Genomic DNA, 17,507 nt, shown 5'->3' on the forward strand with positions numbered 1-17,507 from the left:
TGCAACATGCGATGATGCTGCTTCTGGGCTTGGCCGCGACTCCTGCAATGGCCCAGTCTGCCGATGAACGGGTGTCGCTCATTCAGGTGATTGGTGTCGGCACCGTGTCGACGCCGCCCGACGTGGCGACCATCTCCTATTCCGTCATCGGCGAGGGCAAGACCGCCGACGACGCCAGCGTGGCCCTGGCAACGAAGCAGCGGGCGATCGTCGCGGAGTTGACGGCGGTGCTCGGGCGTGGCGCGCGATTGTCGTCGGGGGAGGTGAGCGTAATCGAAGCCCGATCCGACAAATGCGAGAATTTCACCGGTTATAACAGCCGCCCCCGACTGAGTGAGGGGGATTGCGCCGTGACCGGGTACATCGCGACCTTGCAGGGCACGGCGCGGACGGGTGCGGTCGATCGGGCCGGGACCGCCGTCGGTGCCGTCGCCCGACTGGGGGCGCGGGATGCGCGGATACAGGGGTTCTCGTTGCGCGATCCAGCGGAAGCACAACGTCGCGCAACCGCCGCCGCGATCGCTGCCGCCCGCGCCAAGGCGGAGGTGATGGCCGCCGGTGCTGGCGTTCGGCTCGGCGAATTGCTGGCGTTGCACGATCCGAACGCGCAGATGGACATGGCGATGTCGGCGGACGATATCGGGTCGATGAGCCTCGGCAATGCCCGTCCCCGGGTTGAAATTGCCATCGCGCCCAAGGCGATCGAGACGCAGGCCCGCGTGAACGCCCGGTACGCGATCCTGCGGTAAGGATCGCGGGCTACCCGGTTCAGCCCGCGTCCAGCACCCGCGCCATTGCCACGAATTCGGCAACGCTGACCGTTTCCGCCCGACGCGTCGGATCGATGCCGATCGCTTCCGCCGCGTCGATCGCGCCCGGCACCGCCTTCAAACTCTGCCGCAACATCTTGCGCCGCTGTCCGAATGCCGCAGCGGTCAGGCGTTCGAGCGTCTTGAGCGAAACGCCTTCGGGCGCATCGGTCGGGACGACATGGACCACCGCCGACATGACCTTGGGCGGCGGGGTGAAGGCGCTGCGATGCACCGGCATCGCGATTCGCGCCGCACTGCGCCACTGCGCCAGTACGGCCAGCCGCCCGAACGCGTCGTCATTGGCACTGGCGACGATCCGGTCCGCCACCTCGCGCTGGAACATCAGCGTCAGGCTCTGCCACCACGGTTCCCACGCCGCCGACAGCCAGCCGACGAACAGCGCGGTTCCGACATTATAGGGCAGGTTGGACGCGATATGCGGCCGCCCTTCGAACAACGACGGCGCATCGATTTCTAGGGCGTCGCCCTCGATCACGCGCAGGCGTCCGGGAAACGCTGTACCAAGTTCCTCGAGCGCCGGAATGCAGCGACGGTCGCGCTCGATCGCGGTCACCTTCGCCCCGGCCAGCAACAGCCCGCGGGTCAGGCCGCCCGGCCCGGGTCCGACCTCCAGCACTTCCCGATCGTGCAGGTCGCCGGGCACGCGCGCGATCCGGTCGAGCAATTGCTGATCGAACAGGAAATTCTGCCCCAGTGCCTTGTTCGCCGACAGATCGTGCCGCTTGATGACCTCGCGCAGCGGCGGCAAGTCGCCGACCGGGGCGATGCTCACGCGGCGGCCCGGCGGGCGGCGGCTTCGCCCGCCATGCGAATCGCGGCGATCATCGCGCCCGGCTCCGCCATGTCGCGCCCGGCAATGTCGAAGGCGGTGCCATGGTCGGGCGAGGTCCGCACGATCGGCAGGCCCAGCGTGATGTTGACGCCGTCGTCGAAATGCAACGTCTTGATTGGGATCAAAGCCTGATCATGATAGGCGCACAGCGCCGCGTCATATCGCGCCCGCGCGCGGGGATGGAACATGGTGTCGGCGGCCAGCGGGCCGACGATATCGATTCCTTCGGCCTGCAACTGCTCCACCGCGGGCATCATGACGTCGATTTCCTCGCGTCCGATCGCGCCGCCTTCGCCGGCATGCGGATTGAGCCCGGCCAGCGCAAGCCGTGGTGCCTCGATCCCGAAATCGCGGATCAGGCCGCGTGCCGTGACCCGCGCCCGCGCGAGCAACAGCTCCACTGTCAGCACCTGCGGCACGGCCGCCAGTGGTTCGTGGATCGTCACCGGCACCACGCGCAGGGTCGGTCCGGCGAGCATCATCACCGCATTCTCACGCGCCACGCCGCAGCGTTCGGCGACAAATTCGGTCTGCCCCGGATAATCGAAACCGACCCGGTACAGATCGGCCTTGGACACCGGGGCCGTCACCAGCGCCGACGCCGCATCCGATCGCGCCAGCCCCGCCGCCAATTCGAGCGACTGCAATGCGCAACGCGCACCACCGATATCGGGCCGTCCGGGCACGATCGCGTCGTCGTCGACCACCGATATCACCGGCAGCGCACGGCGAAACACGTCGGCGGCATCGCGCGGGTCGTCGATCCGCGCGACCGGCCCGTTCCACACTGCCGATACCGCGCGGACGTCACCGACCGCGAAGAAACAGGGCAGCGTCTCGCCCTCCCGCCGGTCCCATGCCTTGGCGATCACCTCCGGACCGATCCCGGCGGGATCGCCCATCGATACCGCCAGAGGAGCGATTCCCCGCATCGCGCCCGTTCCCTCAGCGATACTCGATCACCGCGTCCCGCCGCAGATCGCGCATCATCCGTTGCGCCCGCAGGTTGACGCGTTCCTGCTCCAGTCCCTGCTGGATCTGCGCCGCACTCGGCAAGGCGCCGTTGCGTGCGTCTTCGCGACCGCACAGCACCAGCACGCGCACGCCGTCCTTGGGCGAACCGAAGGGCGGGGTCGCCTGTCCGACGTTCAGTTTCAGGATGATTTCCTGCAGCGCCGGCGGCAGGCTGCGGACGGTCACCGCGTCGTTGTCGACGATTTCCGCCTTTTGCGCCTGCGCGATCTTGGTCGCGTCGCCGCACCCGCGGATCGTCTGGGTCGCTTCGGTGAAGGCCGCGACCTTGGCGCTCGCCTGCGCCTCGGTCGTGCCGGCGGGGAAGGGCAGGAACAACTGCCGCAGCGCCAGCTTGGCATCGCGCGGATCGGCGGTCAGCACCTGCCGCTTGTCGGTCAGATACAGGATCGAATAGCCGCCCGGTACCTCGATCGGCCCGGCGATCTGCCCGACCTGCATCTGTTGCGCGGCCCGCTGCAACGGGTCGGGCAGCATGTTCAGCCGCACGAAGCCCAGATCGCCACCGACCGCACGGGTCGACGCTTCGGAGAAATTGCGCGCGAAATATTCGAACGGCGCGCCCTGCCGGATCTGCTCGATCATCTTCGTCATGCCCGCCTGCACCTCGGCGGCGCGGTCGGGCGTGGCGCTCATATAGATTTCGCGCAGGCTGTATTCTTCCGCGCCTTTGGATTCCTCCATGCGCTTGATGACGGCGGCGACTTCCTCCTCGCCGACATTCACGAACGGCTCGACCTGCCGCCGCAGCAACCGGCTCCACGCCAGCTCGCCCTCGATCTGCCGCCGGAGCGAACGATCCGACGACCCGACGGTCCGCAGATAGGCGCGCAATTGCTCGGGCGTCTGGTTGAAGCGCTGCTTGGCCAGCCGGTTGAAGCTCTGTTCCAGCTCGGCCGGCGTGACGGTGATGTCCTTCGCCTTCGCCTGCTGGATCTGCAGCGTTTCGTCGATCAACTGGCGCACGACCTGCTGGCGCAGCACCTCGCGGTCCGCGTCGCTGAGCTTGAAATCGTTCAGCGCGACGATCAGCGCCATCCGCTGGTCGACATCGGTGCCGGTCAGCACCGTATCGTTCACGATCGCGGTCGGCTTGCGGATATTCGGGTCGAGTTTCCCGAAGATGATCGGGTTGCCCGGCAGGTTGAGGTTGGCCCCGGGCACCTCCTGCCCGTCGCTGACGGTCTGTGCCGTCAGCGTGGCGGCGGCGGCGATCGCGACGAATCCGGCGATCGAACGGCCGATGCGGCCGACATTCACGATGTTGTTGGTCACTTGGTCGTCATATCCCATGCGCGCGAAATCAGGGCGGTGCCGCACCATTCGGGCAAATTCATGACCCGCCGCGCCTGAACAGGGCCTTATCGCCCAAGGTTCTTCAATGCCAGCGTTACCAGATAGCTGCTACCGCTGCGCGCGTCGCCGATCCGCTGGTAATCGCGCTTCCACGTCAGCCCCAGTCGCAGACAATCGTCCTCATACTGGACGCCCAGCCGGTGGCGGATCGGATCATAACCATCGGACAGCGATAGCGAATCCTCCGATTTGTCGGTCAGGTCGACCGTCGCCGATCCGAACGCCGACCAGAATGGGCCGTACGCGACGCGACCCGCAAAGCGGATTTCTTCGCGGTCCTGCAAATCTTCGAGTTCGTCGATATCGCGATTGAGCCGGAGATAGCCGACCTGCAGATACGTCCGGCGGCTGCCGACCGTCGCGTCCAGTTCGTTGCGGCGAATCTTCAACCCGTCCTTGTCGAGCCGGTAGCGATGGGTGAAGCTGACCAGCTCGCGGAACCGGATATCGGTCCGCCCGACGATATCGGACCAGCGATCGTCCAGCCCGGTGCCGCTCGGCAGGATGCTGGCACGCTCGCTCGCCCGGTAGCTCTGCCCGACCGTCGCCGCCACCGTCACGCCGGGCAGATCGAGCGCATAATCGAGGCCGTAGGTGATGCGCGACGAATCCTCGAACCGGTCATATCCGGCAAAACGATTCAGCGCGAACAGGTTCGAATCCTCGAGGTCGACGGCGCGGGCATCCTCGTTCGGGACCGCCAGATTCGCGATCTTCGGCGAAGCCACCAGCTGCACGCGCGGGCTGATCCGCTGCGTACCCGACCCGAGCGGCCCGACGACCGGCCAGCGAATATCGATCGCCGCCGCCGCGATACCACGCGGGGTGAAGCCCTCGTCGCCGCGATAGCTCAGCACCGCGGTATCGATCGTATCATGCGCATTATACACGTCGCCGCGCGCATAGGCGGTAAACGTCACTTCCTGCCCCAGCGGCGTGTAGCGCGTCAGGTCCCAGCGCGCGGCGGCAAAGGCGCGCTGCGTATCCTGCCCTTCGCTGCGGCCGATCGCCAGCGTGTTGAGCTGCACCTGCGCGACCCCGCCCAGCAGGCCGTTGAACCGGCGGCGGTAATCGAGTTCGGGCAATGCGACCGGCTGCATCCCCTGATCGTCGCCGACCCGCAGCGTCTGCACCGCCCAACCGCTGATCGTCAGCATCGAATCGCGATCGATCCGCTCGACCGTCACGTTGTTGCGCAGGCGATCGTCGCGCGATATGTCGTAGCGGCGCAGGAACGTCTGGTCGGTGGTATAGCGCAGCGATCCCGACACCGCCCAGTTCGGATCGAGCTGGAACCGCCCGACCGCGTCGAGATAGCCGCGAAACGACTGTTCGCTGCCGGTCGGCACGATGCCGAGGACCAGATCGTCGCTCCGCCGGCTGACCGTGGCATAGCCCTGCACCCGATACGCGCCGTTCGTCGTCAGCGCGCGATACTCGCCCTGCACCATCGGCAGGACCGCGGTGTAGACGTGCGGCGTGATCGTCAGGTCGCGATTGGGCGCGAGGTTGAAATAATAGGGGACCGCGACCTCGACCCCGTTGACCCGGTCGAGCCGGATCGACGGTGCCAGCAGCCCCGAATCACTGCCCTCGCCGATCGAATGCGAAAAGGACGGCAGCGGGATGGTCGGCAGGCCGAAGATCGTCAGCCCCGCGCCGGTATATCGGATGCGCTTGCGCTCCGGATCGTAGCGGACCCGGATCGCGGTGATCTTCCACGACGGTTCCTTCGGACAGCCCGCCGAATTGGTCACCGAACACGGGGTGTAGGCCGCACTCTCGACCGTCACGACGCCGTTCTCGGACCGGGTGCCGCGTTTCGCCGCGATCCGCCCGCCTTCGTCGAGCACGACCAGCATATTGTCGACCACACCGTCCTTCAGCGTGTCGGTCAGTTCGATCCGGTCGCCATAGGCGATGTCGCCCTGCGGGTTGGTCACCGCGATATTGCCGTCCGCCACGACCTGGCCGGACTTGCGGTTCCACGTCACGCGGTCGGCACGCAGCCGGTTGCCGTCGCGCAGCAGGCGAACCTCTCCGCTGGCGGTGACGATATCGGCGTTGCTGTCATATTCCAGCAGGTCCGACGAGAAATCGATCTGGTCGCTGGTCGGCGGGGTCGGCAGCGCCCGTTCGGGCGCGGGCGGCGGCGCGGCGCGATCCTGCAGGTCCTGCGCAAAGGCCGGCCCGCCGAACGCCAACGTCAACCCAAGGGCAAGTGACCCGATCGAACGCACCACTAGTCCCGCTTCCCCAGCACCGTCGCCGCCCCATGGCGAGCCTGTCGCCCGTGCCTATCGCATCGTGCAGCCGGAACCGCAATCGCCGTCCACCCGCTTTACCTGCCCACGCCCCGCGGCCTAGAAGCGATCAGCGCCGATGCGCCAGCGTAGAAGGAAGTGCATGTCGATCTCGATCCAGTTCGCCCCCGACCGGGGAACCGCCGCCGCCCTCGTCCTGCCCGTCGCTACGGGAGGGTTCGACCGGATCGCCGCGGCCGGGCTGGACGATTCGACCGCTACCTTGGTCGCCGGTGCCGCCCATGCCGGCCGGTTCGAGGGGGAAGCCGGTTCGATGGCCGAAATCTTCGTCCCCGGCGAAGGCGACAGCGCCAACCGCGTCATCCTGCTCGGCATCGGTGCCGGTGACGGCGCGGCGTTGGAAAAGGCGGGCGGCGCGCTGACCGGGCGGTTCCTGCTGTCGGGGCTGACCGACCTGACCGTCGATTTCGCCGGTACCGACGCATCGGCGGCATCGGTCGCGCGCTTCGCGGCGACGGCTGCCCAGCGCGGCTGGCGGCAGGACGGCTATCGCACCAGGCAACCCGAAAAGTCGAAGCCGACGCTGACGACGATCACCATCGCCAACGCGCCCGAGGGGATCGACGATGCGTTCGTCGCCGCCGATGCGATCACGCAGGGAATGGACCTGACCCGCGCGCTGGTCACCGATCCGCCGAATATCCTCTACCCGGTCAGCTTCGTCGAAAAATGCCGCGAACTGGCCGAACTGGGCATCGAACTGACTATCCTCGACGAACGGCAGATGGCCGAACTCGGCATGGGCGCGCTGCTCGGTGTCAGCCTCGGCTCGGAAAAGGAAGCGCGCCTGCTGGCGATGCGCTGGAACGGGAAGGGTGAGGGCGATGTCGACCTCGCGCTGGTCGGCAAGGGCGTGACCTTCGATACCGGCGGTATCTCGCTCAAGCCCGGACCCGGCATGGAGGACATGAAGTGGGATATGGGCGGCGCGGGCGCCGTCGCCGGCACGATGAAGGTGCTCGCCACGCGTAAGGCGAAGGCCAATGTCGTCGGCGTCGTCGGGCTGGTCGAGAACATGCCCGATGGCAAGGCGATGCGCCCCGGCGACGTCATCACCAGCATGTCGGGTCAGACGATCGAGGTGCTCAACACCGATGCCGAAGGACGCCTCGTCCTGTGCGACGTGCTGACCTGGGTCCAGAAGACGCATTCGCCAAAGACGATCGTCGATCTCGCGACGCTGACCGGCGCGATGATCGTCTCGCTCGGCAGCGAACATGGCGGCATGTTCGCCAACGACGATTCGCTGGCCGACCAGCTGCTGGCCGCATCGCGCGAATCGGGCGACCTGTTGTGGCGCTTCCCGCTGTCGCCTGCCTATGACAAGCTGATCGACAGCCCGATCGCCGACATGAAGAATATCGGGCCGCGCGGTGCCGGGTCGATCACCGCCGCGCAGTTCCTGAAGCGGTATATCGACGACGGCGTGCGCTGGGCGCATCTCGATATCGCCGGGATGGTATGGGCGGACAAGCCCGGCAACCACCACGACAAGGGTGCGACCGGCTTCGGCGTGCGCCTGCTCGACCGGTTCGTGACGGATCATTTCGAACAGTAACGTCATTCCCGCGCAGGCGGGAATCCATACACGCTGAGGTTGCGGCTCTATCGTAACCGTCAGCGGATATGGGTTCCCGCCTGCGCGGGAACGACGCGTGGACGCGGACATGAAAGTCGACTTCTACCACCTGACCCGCAGCCCGCTCGACCGCGTGCTCCCGCGCATCGCCGCGCGGCTGCACGGCGACGGCGAGCGGCTGCTGCTGGTGTCCGACGATGCCGACCAGCGCCGCGATCTCGACATGCTGCTATGGACCTACGCGCCCGACAGCTTCCTGCCGCACGCGCAGGCCGGGGCAGGGGACGACAGCCGGCAAGCGGTCCTGATCGCCGCCGATGTCACCCCCGCCAACGCCGCGCGCAACATCGCGATCGTCGACGGGCAATGGCGCGACGCGGCGCTGACCTTCGACCGCGCGTTTCACTTCTTCGGCGAGGACCATATCGCTTCTGCCCGCAGCGCGTGGAAAGCCCTGGCCGAGCGCGATGGCGTCGAACGCCGGTACTGGCGGCAAGGCGACAATGGTTGGGAGCAGGCGGCGTAACGCTTGCCTGCCGCGCGGTGCCCGACTAGGGGACCGTCAACTTCCAACCAGCAACGCAGGAGCTGCGACCACCATGGCCGCCACCCGTACCTTTTCGATCATCAAGCCCGATGCGACCCGCCGCAATCTGACCGGTGCCGTCACCAAGATGCTGGAGGAAGCCGGCCTGCGCGTCGTCGCTTCGAAGCGCATCCAGATGACCCGTGAACAGGCCGAAGGCTTTTACGGCGTGCACCGCGAGCGTCCGTTCTTCAACGACCTGGTGTCGTTCATGATTTCGGGTCCGGTCGTCGTGCAGGTTCTCGAAGGCGAAGACGCCGTCCAGAAGAACCGCGACATCATGGGCGCGACCAACCCGGCGAACGCCGACGCCGGCACGATCCGCAAGGAACTGGCCGAATCGATCGAAGCCAATTCGGTCCATGGGTCGGATTCCGAAGAGAATGCGAAGATCGAAATCGACTTCTTCTTCAAGCCCGAAGAGATCGTCGGCTGATTGATCGGCTGATTAACGGGAAAGGCCCGCTTCCGATGAGGAGGCGGGCCTTTTTTTGTCGCCAAGGCGCGGCTGCAATACCTGCCCAGCACGAACGGATGGGGACAAAACCGCCCCATTCTCCCATCCCGTTCGGTTCGAGCAGCTTCGAGCTTGTCGAGAAGCGTCCGTCGAGAACGGCTTGCTTGGGGCACCGCCTTCTCGACTACGGTTCTCGGCAGGCTCGAAGCGAACGGGAGTGGAGGAATAAAGGGGCTGAACAGCCTAAACCGCCAACCGCCCCAATTCCTGCGCCCACAGCGTATCCAGCCGCCGGCCAACCCCCGCGGTAGCGCCTTCCAACCGTGCGAGGGCTACCAGCTTCAGCGACCGGCCACCAACTACCCGTCCGTGCGTGGCGAACACCAGGTCATAGATCGCACTCGAACGGTGCTGCGTATCGCCGTCCCACCAGACCGCCGTTACCGCGACGGGCAACCGGCCCTCCAGCGCGTCGGTGCCGCCGTCGGTGATTGCCAGCAGCGGCGCGCGCACCCAGTCTGCCGCAATCGCCACGTCGCCGACCGCCGACTTCGGTGCCACCTTCAGCGCCGGCGGAAAGCGCACCTCTATCCTCTCGATCCGTCGGTCTGCCGCGCTCAGGGCAAGTCGTTCGCCGTCATTCTCCGGTGTCGCAGTCAGGGCGAGGGCAGCCCGCGCCTTCACCGACGACGCCCGTTCGGCTGTCCGCTCCGCCTCGGCCGAGCGGCGCTCCGATACATTGTTCCACAGCGTCAGTCCGCCGATGACCACGCCAGCCACTGCTACACCCTCGGCAAGCGTGATCCAGCGCCTCCGTTCGGCTCGCGCTTCTTCGGCGTCGCTCACCGCCCGCCCGCTTCCAGCAATCCACGCGGTGCTGCCAGTTCCCACGCATGGGCAACGGCATCCTCGACCGCGACTGGATCGCTATCGGCGTCGATCTCCGTCCAGCCATCGTCGCCGCGCACGGTCGTGCTGTCGCCCACGATCCGCACGAAATCATTGCCTTCGACCGAGAAGACCGTCGCCTCACCCGCGTCGCGCTCGTCGGTGGCGGGCAACACCTTCACGGCTTCACGGATACGGTCGAGCATCTCGGTCATCGCGTCACAAACTCCGCCAAGGTTGATGGGTAGAGGCGGTGTTCCTCCACCAGCACCCGCGCCGCAAGGGTATCGGGCGTATCGTCGGGCAGGATGGGAACGCGCGCCTGCGCCAATACGCTCCCGGCATCCAGCTCTTCGGTCACGACATGGACCGAACATCCCGCGTGTGTCTCGCCGGCCGCGATCGCACGTGCATGGGTGTCGAGCCCCTTGTACGCGGGCAGCAACGACGGATGGATATTGACGATCCGGTCGCGCCACGCCGCAACGAACGCGCCCGACAACAGCCGCATATAGCCCGCCAGCGCGATGGTCTCGACCCCCGCCGCCCGCAGTGCGCCGTCGATCGCGGCTTCATACTCCGCCTTGGGAATGCCGCGCGGCGACTGGGCGAAGGTTGCGATACCCTGTTCGGCGGCATGGGTCAGGCCGGCGGCATCGGGTTTGTCCGACGCCACCAGCACGACCTCGTACGGACAGTCCGCCGCGCGTACCGCCGCGATCAGCGCCGCCATATTCGATCCCCGCCCCGAAATCAGGACGCCGACACGGTGTCTAGCCAAGATGCGTCGCGCTCCACTCGCTCCGCGCGCTCCATGTGCCGCCGCTCCCCTTGACGGTGCAGCCCTTCTCGCCCGCATCGACGGTGCCGATCCGTACGACCGTCTCACCGGCTTCGACCAGCGCGTCCGCAACCGCATCGGCGTCCTCGGCCGACACCAGCACCGCCATGCCAATCCCGCAATTGAACGTCCGCGCCATCTCGCCCGGCTCGATATTGCCCTGCGCTTGCAGGAACGCCATCAGCCGCGACTGTTCCCACGCATCGGCATCGACCGTCGCGTGCGCGCCATCGGGCAGGACGCGCGGAATATTTTCCAGCAACCCGCCGCCGGTAATATGCGCCAGTCCATGGATGCGCCCCGCGCGCAGCAGCGGCAGCAGCGACTTCACGTAAATCCTGGTCGGCGCCATCAGCGCGTCGATCAGCAGCACATCCTGATCGAACAGGGCAGGGCGGTCGAGCTTCCACCCCTTGTCCGCCGCCAGCCGCCGGACCAACGAAAATCCGTTCGAATGCACCCCCGACGATGCGAGGCCAAGGATCACGTCACCGACTGCGACCTTGTCCCCGGTCAGCAACTGCTCCCGCTCGACCGCACCGACGCAGAAGCCGGCCAGATCGTAATCGCCATCGGCATACATGCCCGGCATCTCGGCGGTCTCGCCACCGATCAGCGCACAACCCGCCTGCCGGCACCCCTCGGCGATCGACGCGACGACACGCTCGGCAGTATCGGCGACCAGCTTGCCCGACGCATAATAGTCGAGGAAGAACAGCGGCTCGGCACCCTGTACGATCAGGTCGTTGGCGCACATCGCGACCAGATCGATGCCGACCCCGTCATGCGCGTCGTGTTCGATCGCCAGCTTCAGCTTGGTCCCGACGCCGTCATTGGCCGCGACCAGCAGCGGGTCCTTGAACCCGGCTGCCTTGGGGTCGAACACCCCGCCGAAGCCGCCCAGTTCGGCATCGGCCCCCGGCCGCCGCGTCGACTTCGCCAGCGGCCCGATGGCGCGCACCAGGGCATTGCCCGCCGCGATCGAGACGCCTGCCTGTGCGTAGGTATAGCCGCCGCCGCGGTCCGCTTCGTTGCTCATGACGCCCGGTTAGCCACATCGCGCTTGGATTTCCACGCCTGCTTCGTCAAAAGGCGCGCATGACTTTGGTTCAGCCCCGCCGCATCCTTGCCGCCCTCGCATTGGGCGTGGTCGCGACCGGCGCGGTCGTGGCGCAGCAGGGCGGCGTCGCGGCGGTCGACGGATCGGGCAGTTTCGAGGTGAACGGCGTCCGCGTCGACGTCGCCGGCACCTCGGCAGAGGCCTCACGCACCGCCGGCTGGCGACTGGCACAGCGCAAGGGCTGGCACATGCTGTCGCAGCGGCTGACCGGACAGGCGCGCTCGCTGCCCGACGGTACGCTCGACTCGCTCGTCACCAGCATCGTCGTCGAAAGCGAACAGATCGGCCCGAACCGCTACATCGCCCGGCTGGGCGTGCTGTTCAATCGCGGCCGCGCTGCATCGATCCTCGGCATCGCCGGCGTGTCGGAGCGCAGCCCGGCGATGCTGGTCGTGCCGCTGATGTGGGACGGCGGCACCGGCACGGTGTTCGAACGGGCGACGCCGTGGCAGGCGGCATGGGCGCGCTTCCGCACCGGGGGCAGCGTCATGGACTATGTCCGCCCCAGCGGGACCGGTGCCGACGGCCTGCTGCTCAACGCCGGACAGGTCACGCGGCGCGGTCGTGGCTGGTGGCGCACCGTGCTCAACCAATATGGCGCGTCCGACGTGCTGATCCCACAGGTGCGCCTCTATCGCCAATGGCCGGGCGGCCCGGTGATCGGCACCTTCACCGCCGGCTATGGCCCCGACAACCGCCTGCTCGGCAGCTTCTCGCTGCGCGTCAATCAGGGGGATGCAGTGCCGGCCTTGCTGGACGAGGGCGTCCGCCGGCTCGACGCGCTGTATCAACAGGGTCTGCGCAGTGGGATGCTGCGCCCCGATCTGGTGCTAGCGGCACCCCCGCCGGGCAGCGCCATCGTCCCTGACGAAGTGGATATCCTAGATCCGACGATCACCGACCCCGGCATCGGTCCGACGCCGCTGCCGACCGGCGAGAGCGTCACCCTGTCGATCCAGGCCGATACCCCGACCGTCGCCGCCGTCGAATCGACCGAAGCCGCGCTGCGTTCGGTCCCCGGCGTCCGCTCGGCAGCAACCTCCAGCCTCGCGCTTGGCGGCGTATCGGTGCTGCGCGTGACCTTCGACGGCGATGTCGCCATCCTCACCGCCGCGCTCGAATCGCGTGGCTGGCAGGTCCAGCAGGGCGAGGGCGCGCTGCGCATCCGTCGTCGCGCCGCCGCCACCGCGCCCACTCTGCCGAGTGCGCCGCAGGGATGACGACGCTGTCTCGCGGTACGGTTCAGCTTACCCTGCCGTTGGAACTGCCCGCCGGTGCCCGGCAGGACCTGTTCCTCGTCGGGCCGTCGAACGAAGCCGCCGTCCATCATCTCGACCATTTCGCGACCTGGCCGGTCCATGCCGCACTGCTGGTCGGCCCGCGCAAATCGGGACGCACGCTGCTGGCGCGACTGTTCGCAGCCAAGAGCGGCGGCACGATCGCCGACGATGCCGACCGATGGAGCGAGGCCGATCTGTTCCACGCATGGAACCGGGCGCAGGGCGAGGCGCGCCCGCTGCTGATCGTCGCCGACGCCGCGCCGCCGATCTGGCGGATCGGCCTGCCCGACCTGCGCTCGCGGATCAATGCGACGCCGGTACTGCGGCTCGAAGCACCCGACGATGTGCTGATCGAAACACTGCTGCAATATCTCTTCGACAGGAAGGAACTCGTCGCCGCGCCCGATCTGGTGCGCTGGCTTGCCCGCCGCGTCGAACGAAGCCACCTTGCGGTGCTTCGCATCGTCGAGGCTTTGGAGGAAGATGCCATGTTGCGCTCGACGCGCCGTCTGACCGTTCCCGCCGCGCGCGTCGCGCTGACCGGTAACCCGCTGCTGCTGGACCGACTGCTGTGAACGATCCCGTCCCCTCCGCCCGCACCACCGTCGCCGCCGCGCCCGAGGCCCGCTATTTCAACCGCGAACTGTCGTGGCTGGCGTTCAACCGCCGCGTGCTGGACGAAGCGTGCAATCCCGATCACCCGCTGCTCGAACGGCTGCGCTTCCTGTCGATTTCGGCGACCAATATCGATGAATTCTTCATGGTCCGCGTTGCGGGTCTGAAAGGGCAGCAGATGCAGGAGGTCGGCCACGAATCGGTCGACGGCCTGACCCCGTCGCAGCAACTGGCGGCGATCACCGTCGACGCCGCCGGGCTGGTCGACAGCCAGCAGCGCATCTGGCGCGATATCGCCGCACGATTGGCCGATGCCGACATCCTCGTGCTCGGTGCCGACGAAATCCATGGCGAGACCGAGGAATGGCTCGCCCGCTATTTCCGGGAACAGGTGTTTCCGGTGCTGACCCCGCAGGCGCTCGATCCGGCACACCCGTTCCCGTTCATCCCGAACCTCGGTTCGGCGATGCTGTTCGACCTGATCCGCCGGTCGGACGATGTCGAGGTGCGCGAGGTCGTGCTGCTGCCCCCGGCGATGCCACGCTTCGTCCGCCTGCCGGGCAAGACCGCGCGCTATGTCGCGATCGAAACCGTGCTGCGCCATTTCTCGGGCCTGTTCTTCCCCGGTTACACGGTGCGCGCATCCGCCGCCTTCCGCGTCATCCGCGACAGCGATATCGAACTCGAGGAAGAGGCCGAGGATCTGGTCCTCTATTTCCGCACCGCGATCAAACGCCGTCGTCGCGGCCGGATCATCCGGTTGGAAATCGAATCCGGTATTTCCGACGAACTGGTCCAGCTGCTGCGGGACGAAATGGGCGGCAGCGATGCGCTCATCACCGAAACCGGCGGGTTCCTTGGCATCGGCGACCTCGCGATGCTGGTCGCCGAAGATCGGCCCGACCTGAAATTTCCGCCGTTCAGCCCGCGCTTCCCCGAACGCATCCGCGAATATGGCGGCGATTGTTTCGCGGCGATCCGCGCGAAAGACATCGTCGTCCACCACCCGTATGAAACCTTCGACGTGGTACTCGCCTTCCTCAAGCAAGCCGCCGCGGACCCCGATGTCGTCGCGATCAAGCAGACGCTGTACCGCGCGGGCAAGCAATCCGCCGTCGTCGCGGCGTTGGTCGCCGCCGCCGAGGCCGGCAAGTCGGTGACCGCCGTCGTCGAACTCAAGGCCCGGTTCGACGAGGAACAGAATCTCAACCTCGCCTCGGTCCTCGAACGCGCCGGCGTGCAGGTCGTCTATGGCTTCATCGAGTGGAAGACCCACGCCAAGATCTCGATGGTCGTCCGGCGCGAGGAACAGGGCTATCGCACCTATTGCCACTTCGGCACCGGCAATTATCATCCGATCACCGCGCGCATCTACACCGACCTCAGCTTCTTCACCGCCGATCCGGTGATCGGGCGCGATGCGGCGCAGGTGTTCAACTACATCACCGGCTATGTCGAACCGCAGGCGCTGCAACAGCTTGCCATTTCCCCACGCGACCTTCGCGACCGGCTGGAGGCGCTGATCGAGGGCGAGATACAGACCGCCCGCGCCGGTGGCGACGGTTCGATCTGGCTGAAGATGAACTCGCTGGTCGACCCGGCACTGATCGACAAGCTGTACGAGGCATCGGCGGCAGGCGTGCAGATCGACCTGATCGTCCGCGGCATCTGCTGCCTGCGGCCAGGCGTGCCGGGCATGTCGGACAACATCCGCGTCAAATCGGTCGTTGGCCGGTTCCTTGAACACAGTCGCATCTATTGCTTCGGCAATGGGCAGGCGCTGCCGAACGACGACGCGCTGATCTATGTGTCGTCCGCCGACTGGATGCCGCGCAACTTCGACCGCCGCGTCGAATATCTGCTGCCGATCACCAACCCGACCGTCCACGATCAGGTTCTCGATCAGGTCATGGTCGCCAATCTGCTCGATACCGAACAGAGCTGGGACCTTGGCCCCGATGGCAGCTATCGCCGGATGGCGAAGGGCGACAAGCCGTTCAATTTGCACCGTTATTTCATGACCAATCCGTCGCTGTCCGGGCGCGGCGCGGCGATCGAGAGCGGTGCTGCCACCGTACCGCAAAAACTGTCGCTGCGTGCATGGCGGGCGGCCCGGGAAGGAACGACGTGATCCGATTGCCGTGGAGCCGCCCCGCCACCATCGCGCACAGTGCGATCATCGACATCGGGTCGAACTCGATCCGCCTGGTCGTCTATGGCGGGCCGGACCGCATTCCGGCAACGCTGTTCAATGAAAAGGTGCTGGCCGGTCTCGGCCGGTCGCTCGCCGAAACGGGGACGATCGACGCCGATGCGTTTCGCGTCGCCGGGGCGGCACTCGCCCGCTTCGCATGGCTGGCCCGCGAGATGCAGGTCGATGTCGTCCGCACCGTCGCGACTGCTGCCGTCCGCGACGCCAGCAACGGCCCCGACCTGATCGCGCTGGCTGAACGATACGGTCTGACCGTCGAGACCCTGTCGGGCGAGGAAGAGGCGCAGGCCGCCGGTCACGGCGTATTGTCCGCGATCCCCGATGCCGACGGCATCGTCGGCGACCTTGGCGGCGGCAGTCTCGAACTGGTTCGGGTGAAGGGCGGCAAGCTCGGCGACCGGGTGTCGTTTCCGCTGGGCGTGTTGCGCATCGGCGCGATCCGCGAACGTCGCGCGGGCGAACTCGATCGCACGGTGCAGCGGATGGTGCGCGACGCCGGGTGGACCGGGCGGGGGCAGGGGTTGCCCTTCTACATGGTCGGCGGGTCCTGGCGCGCGCTCGCCCGGCTCGACATGCATCATACCGGCTATCCGCTGCCGATCGCGCACGGCTATTCGATTTCATTAGCCCGTATCAATGTGTTGCGGAAGATTCTTGCCGAAGTTCCTCGTACCGATCTGAAGGCGGTGCCGAACCTGTCGGGGGGGCGTGTGCCGACGCTCGACAATGCCACCTCGGTTCTTGCCGCGATGACGAAGCATCTCGGATCGGCGACGACGATGGTGTCCGCCTATGGCTTGCGCGAGGGGTTGCTCTACGCCGCCTTGCCCGCCGACGTCCGCGCGCAGGACCCGTTGCTGATCGCCGCGCATGACGAGGGTGCCCGGCAGGGCCGCTTCGCCGAACATGGCGACCTGCTGCACAAATGGATCGCGCCGCTGTTTCCGCAGGACGATCCGGCGATGGTCCGGCTGCGCCATGCCGCCTGCCTGCTCGCCGATGTGGGCTGGCATGCGAATCCCGAATTCCGCGCCGAACGCGGTGTAGAAATTGCCTTGCACGGCAATTGGGTCGCGATCGACGCCGCCGGCCGCGCGATCGTTGCGCAGGCGCTGTACAGCTGCCTCGGCGGCGGCGGTGATGCCGCGCCCGACCCGCTGCCCCGGCTTGCCCCGGCCGCGGCGCTGTCCGCCGCCCATCGCTGGGGCCTCGCCATGCGTCTCGGTCAACGTCTCAGCGGCGGTGTCGCCGCGCCACTCCAGCGCACCGACCTGCGCCGCGGTCGGGGTCAGGTCGAACTGGTCGTGCCCGCCCGCGACACCGCGCTCTACGGGGAAGCCGTACAGAAGCGGCACAAAGCGCTGGCGACCGCACTCGGCATGGAGGCCGCGCTGGTCACGACCTGAAGCGCTTTCCTACACGCCCCCGATTTGTGACCGTCCGGCCGCTCTTTCTAGAGTCCGATGACATCAAGCTGACCCATATCCTGCGTTAACGAGGTAGTTGCGGCATTCTGCGGCGGAGAAGGCATCGAGAAGCGTGCCGACGCGTC

At 67.0% G+C, this 17,507-nt stretch carries 16 protein-coding genes; 8 read left to right on the forward strand and 8 right to left on the reverse strand.

What is annotated here, in order from left to right; all coding sequences use genetic code 11:
* The first annotated feature begins 11 nt into the window (after positions 1-11).
* On the forward strand, positions 12-749 hold the full coding sequence (locus ASE50_RS10780; protein ID WP_162236189.1) for an SIMPL domain-containing protein: 738 nt from the start codon (positions 12-14) through the stop codon (positions 747-749).
* Positions 750-768: 19 nt separating this feature from the next.
* Here the strand turns inward: ASE50_RS10780 and rsmA are convergent, their stop codons facing one another.
* The 4 genes from rsmA to ASE50_RS10800 form a co-directional block, all read right to left on the reverse strand.
* On the reverse strand, positions 769-1,605 hold the full coding sequence (rsmA, locus tag ASE50_RS10785) for a 16S rRNA (adenine(1518)-N(6)/adenine(1519)-N(6))-dimethyltransferase RsmA (RefSeq protein ID WP_414882092.1): 837 nt from the start codon (positions 1,603-1,605) through the stop codon (positions 769-771).
* Complete coding sequence (pdxA, locus tag ASE50_RS10790; RefSeq protein ID WP_082438967.1) at positions 1,602-2,597, reverse strand: 4-hydroxythreonine-4-phosphate dehydrogenase PdxA; 996 nt, start codon at positions 2,595-2,597, stop codon at positions 1,602-1,604. Before pdxA ends, rsmA begins: the two co-directional genes overlap by 4 nt.
* A gap of 13 nt (positions 2,598-2,610) precedes the next feature.
* Positions 2,611-3,990, reverse strand: a complete 1,380-nt coding sequence (locus ASE50_RS10795; protein WP_056399886.1) for a peptidylprolyl isomerase — start codon at positions 3,988-3,990, stop codon at positions 2,611-2,613.
* A 68-nt stretch (positions 3,991-4,058) separates the two neighbouring features.
* Positions 4,059-6,293, reverse strand: coding sequence for an LPS assembly protein LptD (locus tag ASE50_RS10800; protein WP_156347378.1), 2,235 nt, complete (start codon positions 6,291-6,293; stop codon positions 4,059-4,061).
* 172 nt (positions 6,294-6,465) lie between these two features.
* Between ASE50_RS10800 and ASE50_RS10805 the strand changes: the two genes are divergently transcribed.
* The 3 genes from ASE50_RS10805 to ndk all read left to right on the forward strand — a co-directional run bounded on the left by ASE50_RS10805 (position 6,466) and on the right by ndk (position 8,978).
* Positions 6,466-7,935 (forward strand): leucyl aminopeptidase, encoded by a 1,470-nt coding sequence (locus ASE50_RS10805; protein WP_056399938.1) that lies wholly within the window; start codon positions 6,466-6,468, stop codon positions 7,933-7,935.
* Positions 7,936-8,044: 109 nt separating this feature from the next.
* Positions 8,045-8,482, forward strand: a complete 438-nt coding sequence (locus tag ASE50_RS10810; RefSeq protein WP_056399940.1) for a DNA polymerase III subunit chi — start codon at positions 8,045-8,047, stop codon at positions 8,480-8,482.
* A gap of 73 nt (positions 8,483-8,555) precedes the next feature.
* On the forward strand, positions 8,556-8,978 hold the full coding sequence (ndk, locus tag ASE50_RS10815) for a nucleoside-diphosphate kinase (RefSeq protein ID WP_056399893.1): 423 nt from the start codon (positions 8,556-8,558) through the stop codon (positions 8,976-8,978).
* 264 nt (positions 8,979-9,242) lie between these two features.
* On the opposite strand, the gene ASE50_RS10820 is transcribed toward ndk, so the two are convergent.
* The 4 genes from ASE50_RS10820 to purM all read right to left on the reverse strand — a co-directional run bounded on the left by ASE50_RS10820 (position 9,243) and on the right by purM (position 11,767).
* Entirely contained in the window at positions 9,243-9,779 is a 537-nt protein-coding gene (locus tag ASE50_RS10820; RefSeq protein WP_156347376.1) for a hypothetical protein, read from the reverse strand.
* A 62-nt stretch (positions 9,780-9,841) separates the two neighbouring features.
* On the reverse strand, positions 9,842-10,102 hold the full coding sequence (locus ASE50_RS10825; protein ID WP_056399899.1) for a hypothetical protein: 261 nt from the start codon (positions 10,100-10,102) through the stop codon (positions 9,842-9,844).
* Positions 10,099-10,620: a phosphoribosylglycinamide formyltransferase gene (gene purN / locus ASE50_RS10830; protein ID WP_056399902.1), complete on the reverse strand. Its 522-nt coding sequence runs from the start codon at positions 10,618-10,620 to the stop codon at positions 10,099-10,101. The genes ASE50_RS10825 and purN overlap by 4 nt, the downstream gene beginning before the upstream one ends.
* A 40-nt stretch (positions 10,621-10,660) precedes the next feature.
* Positions 10,661-11,767 (reverse strand): phosphoribosylformylglycinamidine cyclo-ligase, encoded by a 1,107-nt coding sequence (gene purM / locus ASE50_RS10835; RefSeq protein ID WP_056399905.1) that lies wholly within the window; start codon positions 11,765-11,767, stop codon positions 10,661-10,663.
* 59 nt (positions 11,768-11,826) lie between these two features.
* On the opposite strand from purM, the gene ASE50_RS10840 reads away from it, so the two are divergent.
* Genes ASE50_RS10840 through ASE50_RS10855 form a run of 4 tightly spaced genes read left to right on the forward strand, consistent with a single transcriptional unit; the run spans position 11,827 to position 17,361 of the window.
* Positions 11,827-13,068, forward strand: coding sequence for a hypothetical protein (locus ASE50_RS10840; protein ID WP_056399908.1), 1,242 nt, complete (start codon positions 11,827-11,829; stop codon positions 13,066-13,068).
* Complete coding sequence (locus tag ASE50_RS10845; RefSeq protein ID WP_056399914.1) at positions 13,065-13,703, forward strand: hypothetical protein; 639 nt, start codon at positions 13,065-13,067, stop codon at positions 13,701-13,703. Before ASE50_RS10840 ends, ASE50_RS10845 begins: the two co-directional genes overlap by 4 nt.
* Entirely contained in the window at positions 13,700-15,874 is a 2,175-nt protein-coding gene (locus ASE50_RS10850) for an RNA degradosome polyphosphate kinase (protein ID WP_056399918.1), read from the forward strand. Before ASE50_RS10845 ends, ASE50_RS10850 begins: the two co-directional genes overlap by 4 nt.
* A complete protein-coding gene (locus ASE50_RS10855) occupies positions 15,844-17,361 on the forward strand; it encodes a Ppx/GppA family phosphatase (RefSeq protein ID WP_082438969.1) in 1,518 nt (505 codons plus the stop codon). Before ASE50_RS10850 ends, ASE50_RS10855 begins: the two co-directional genes overlap by 31 nt.
* Positions 17,362-17,507: the final 146 nt, after the last annotated feature.

It is taken from the genome of Sphingomonas sp. Leaf5 (assembly GCF_001421155.1).
In the GTDB taxonomy this organism is placed as follows: Bacteria; Pseudomonadota; Alphaproteobacteria; order Sphingomonadales; family Sphingomonadaceae; genus Sphingomonas.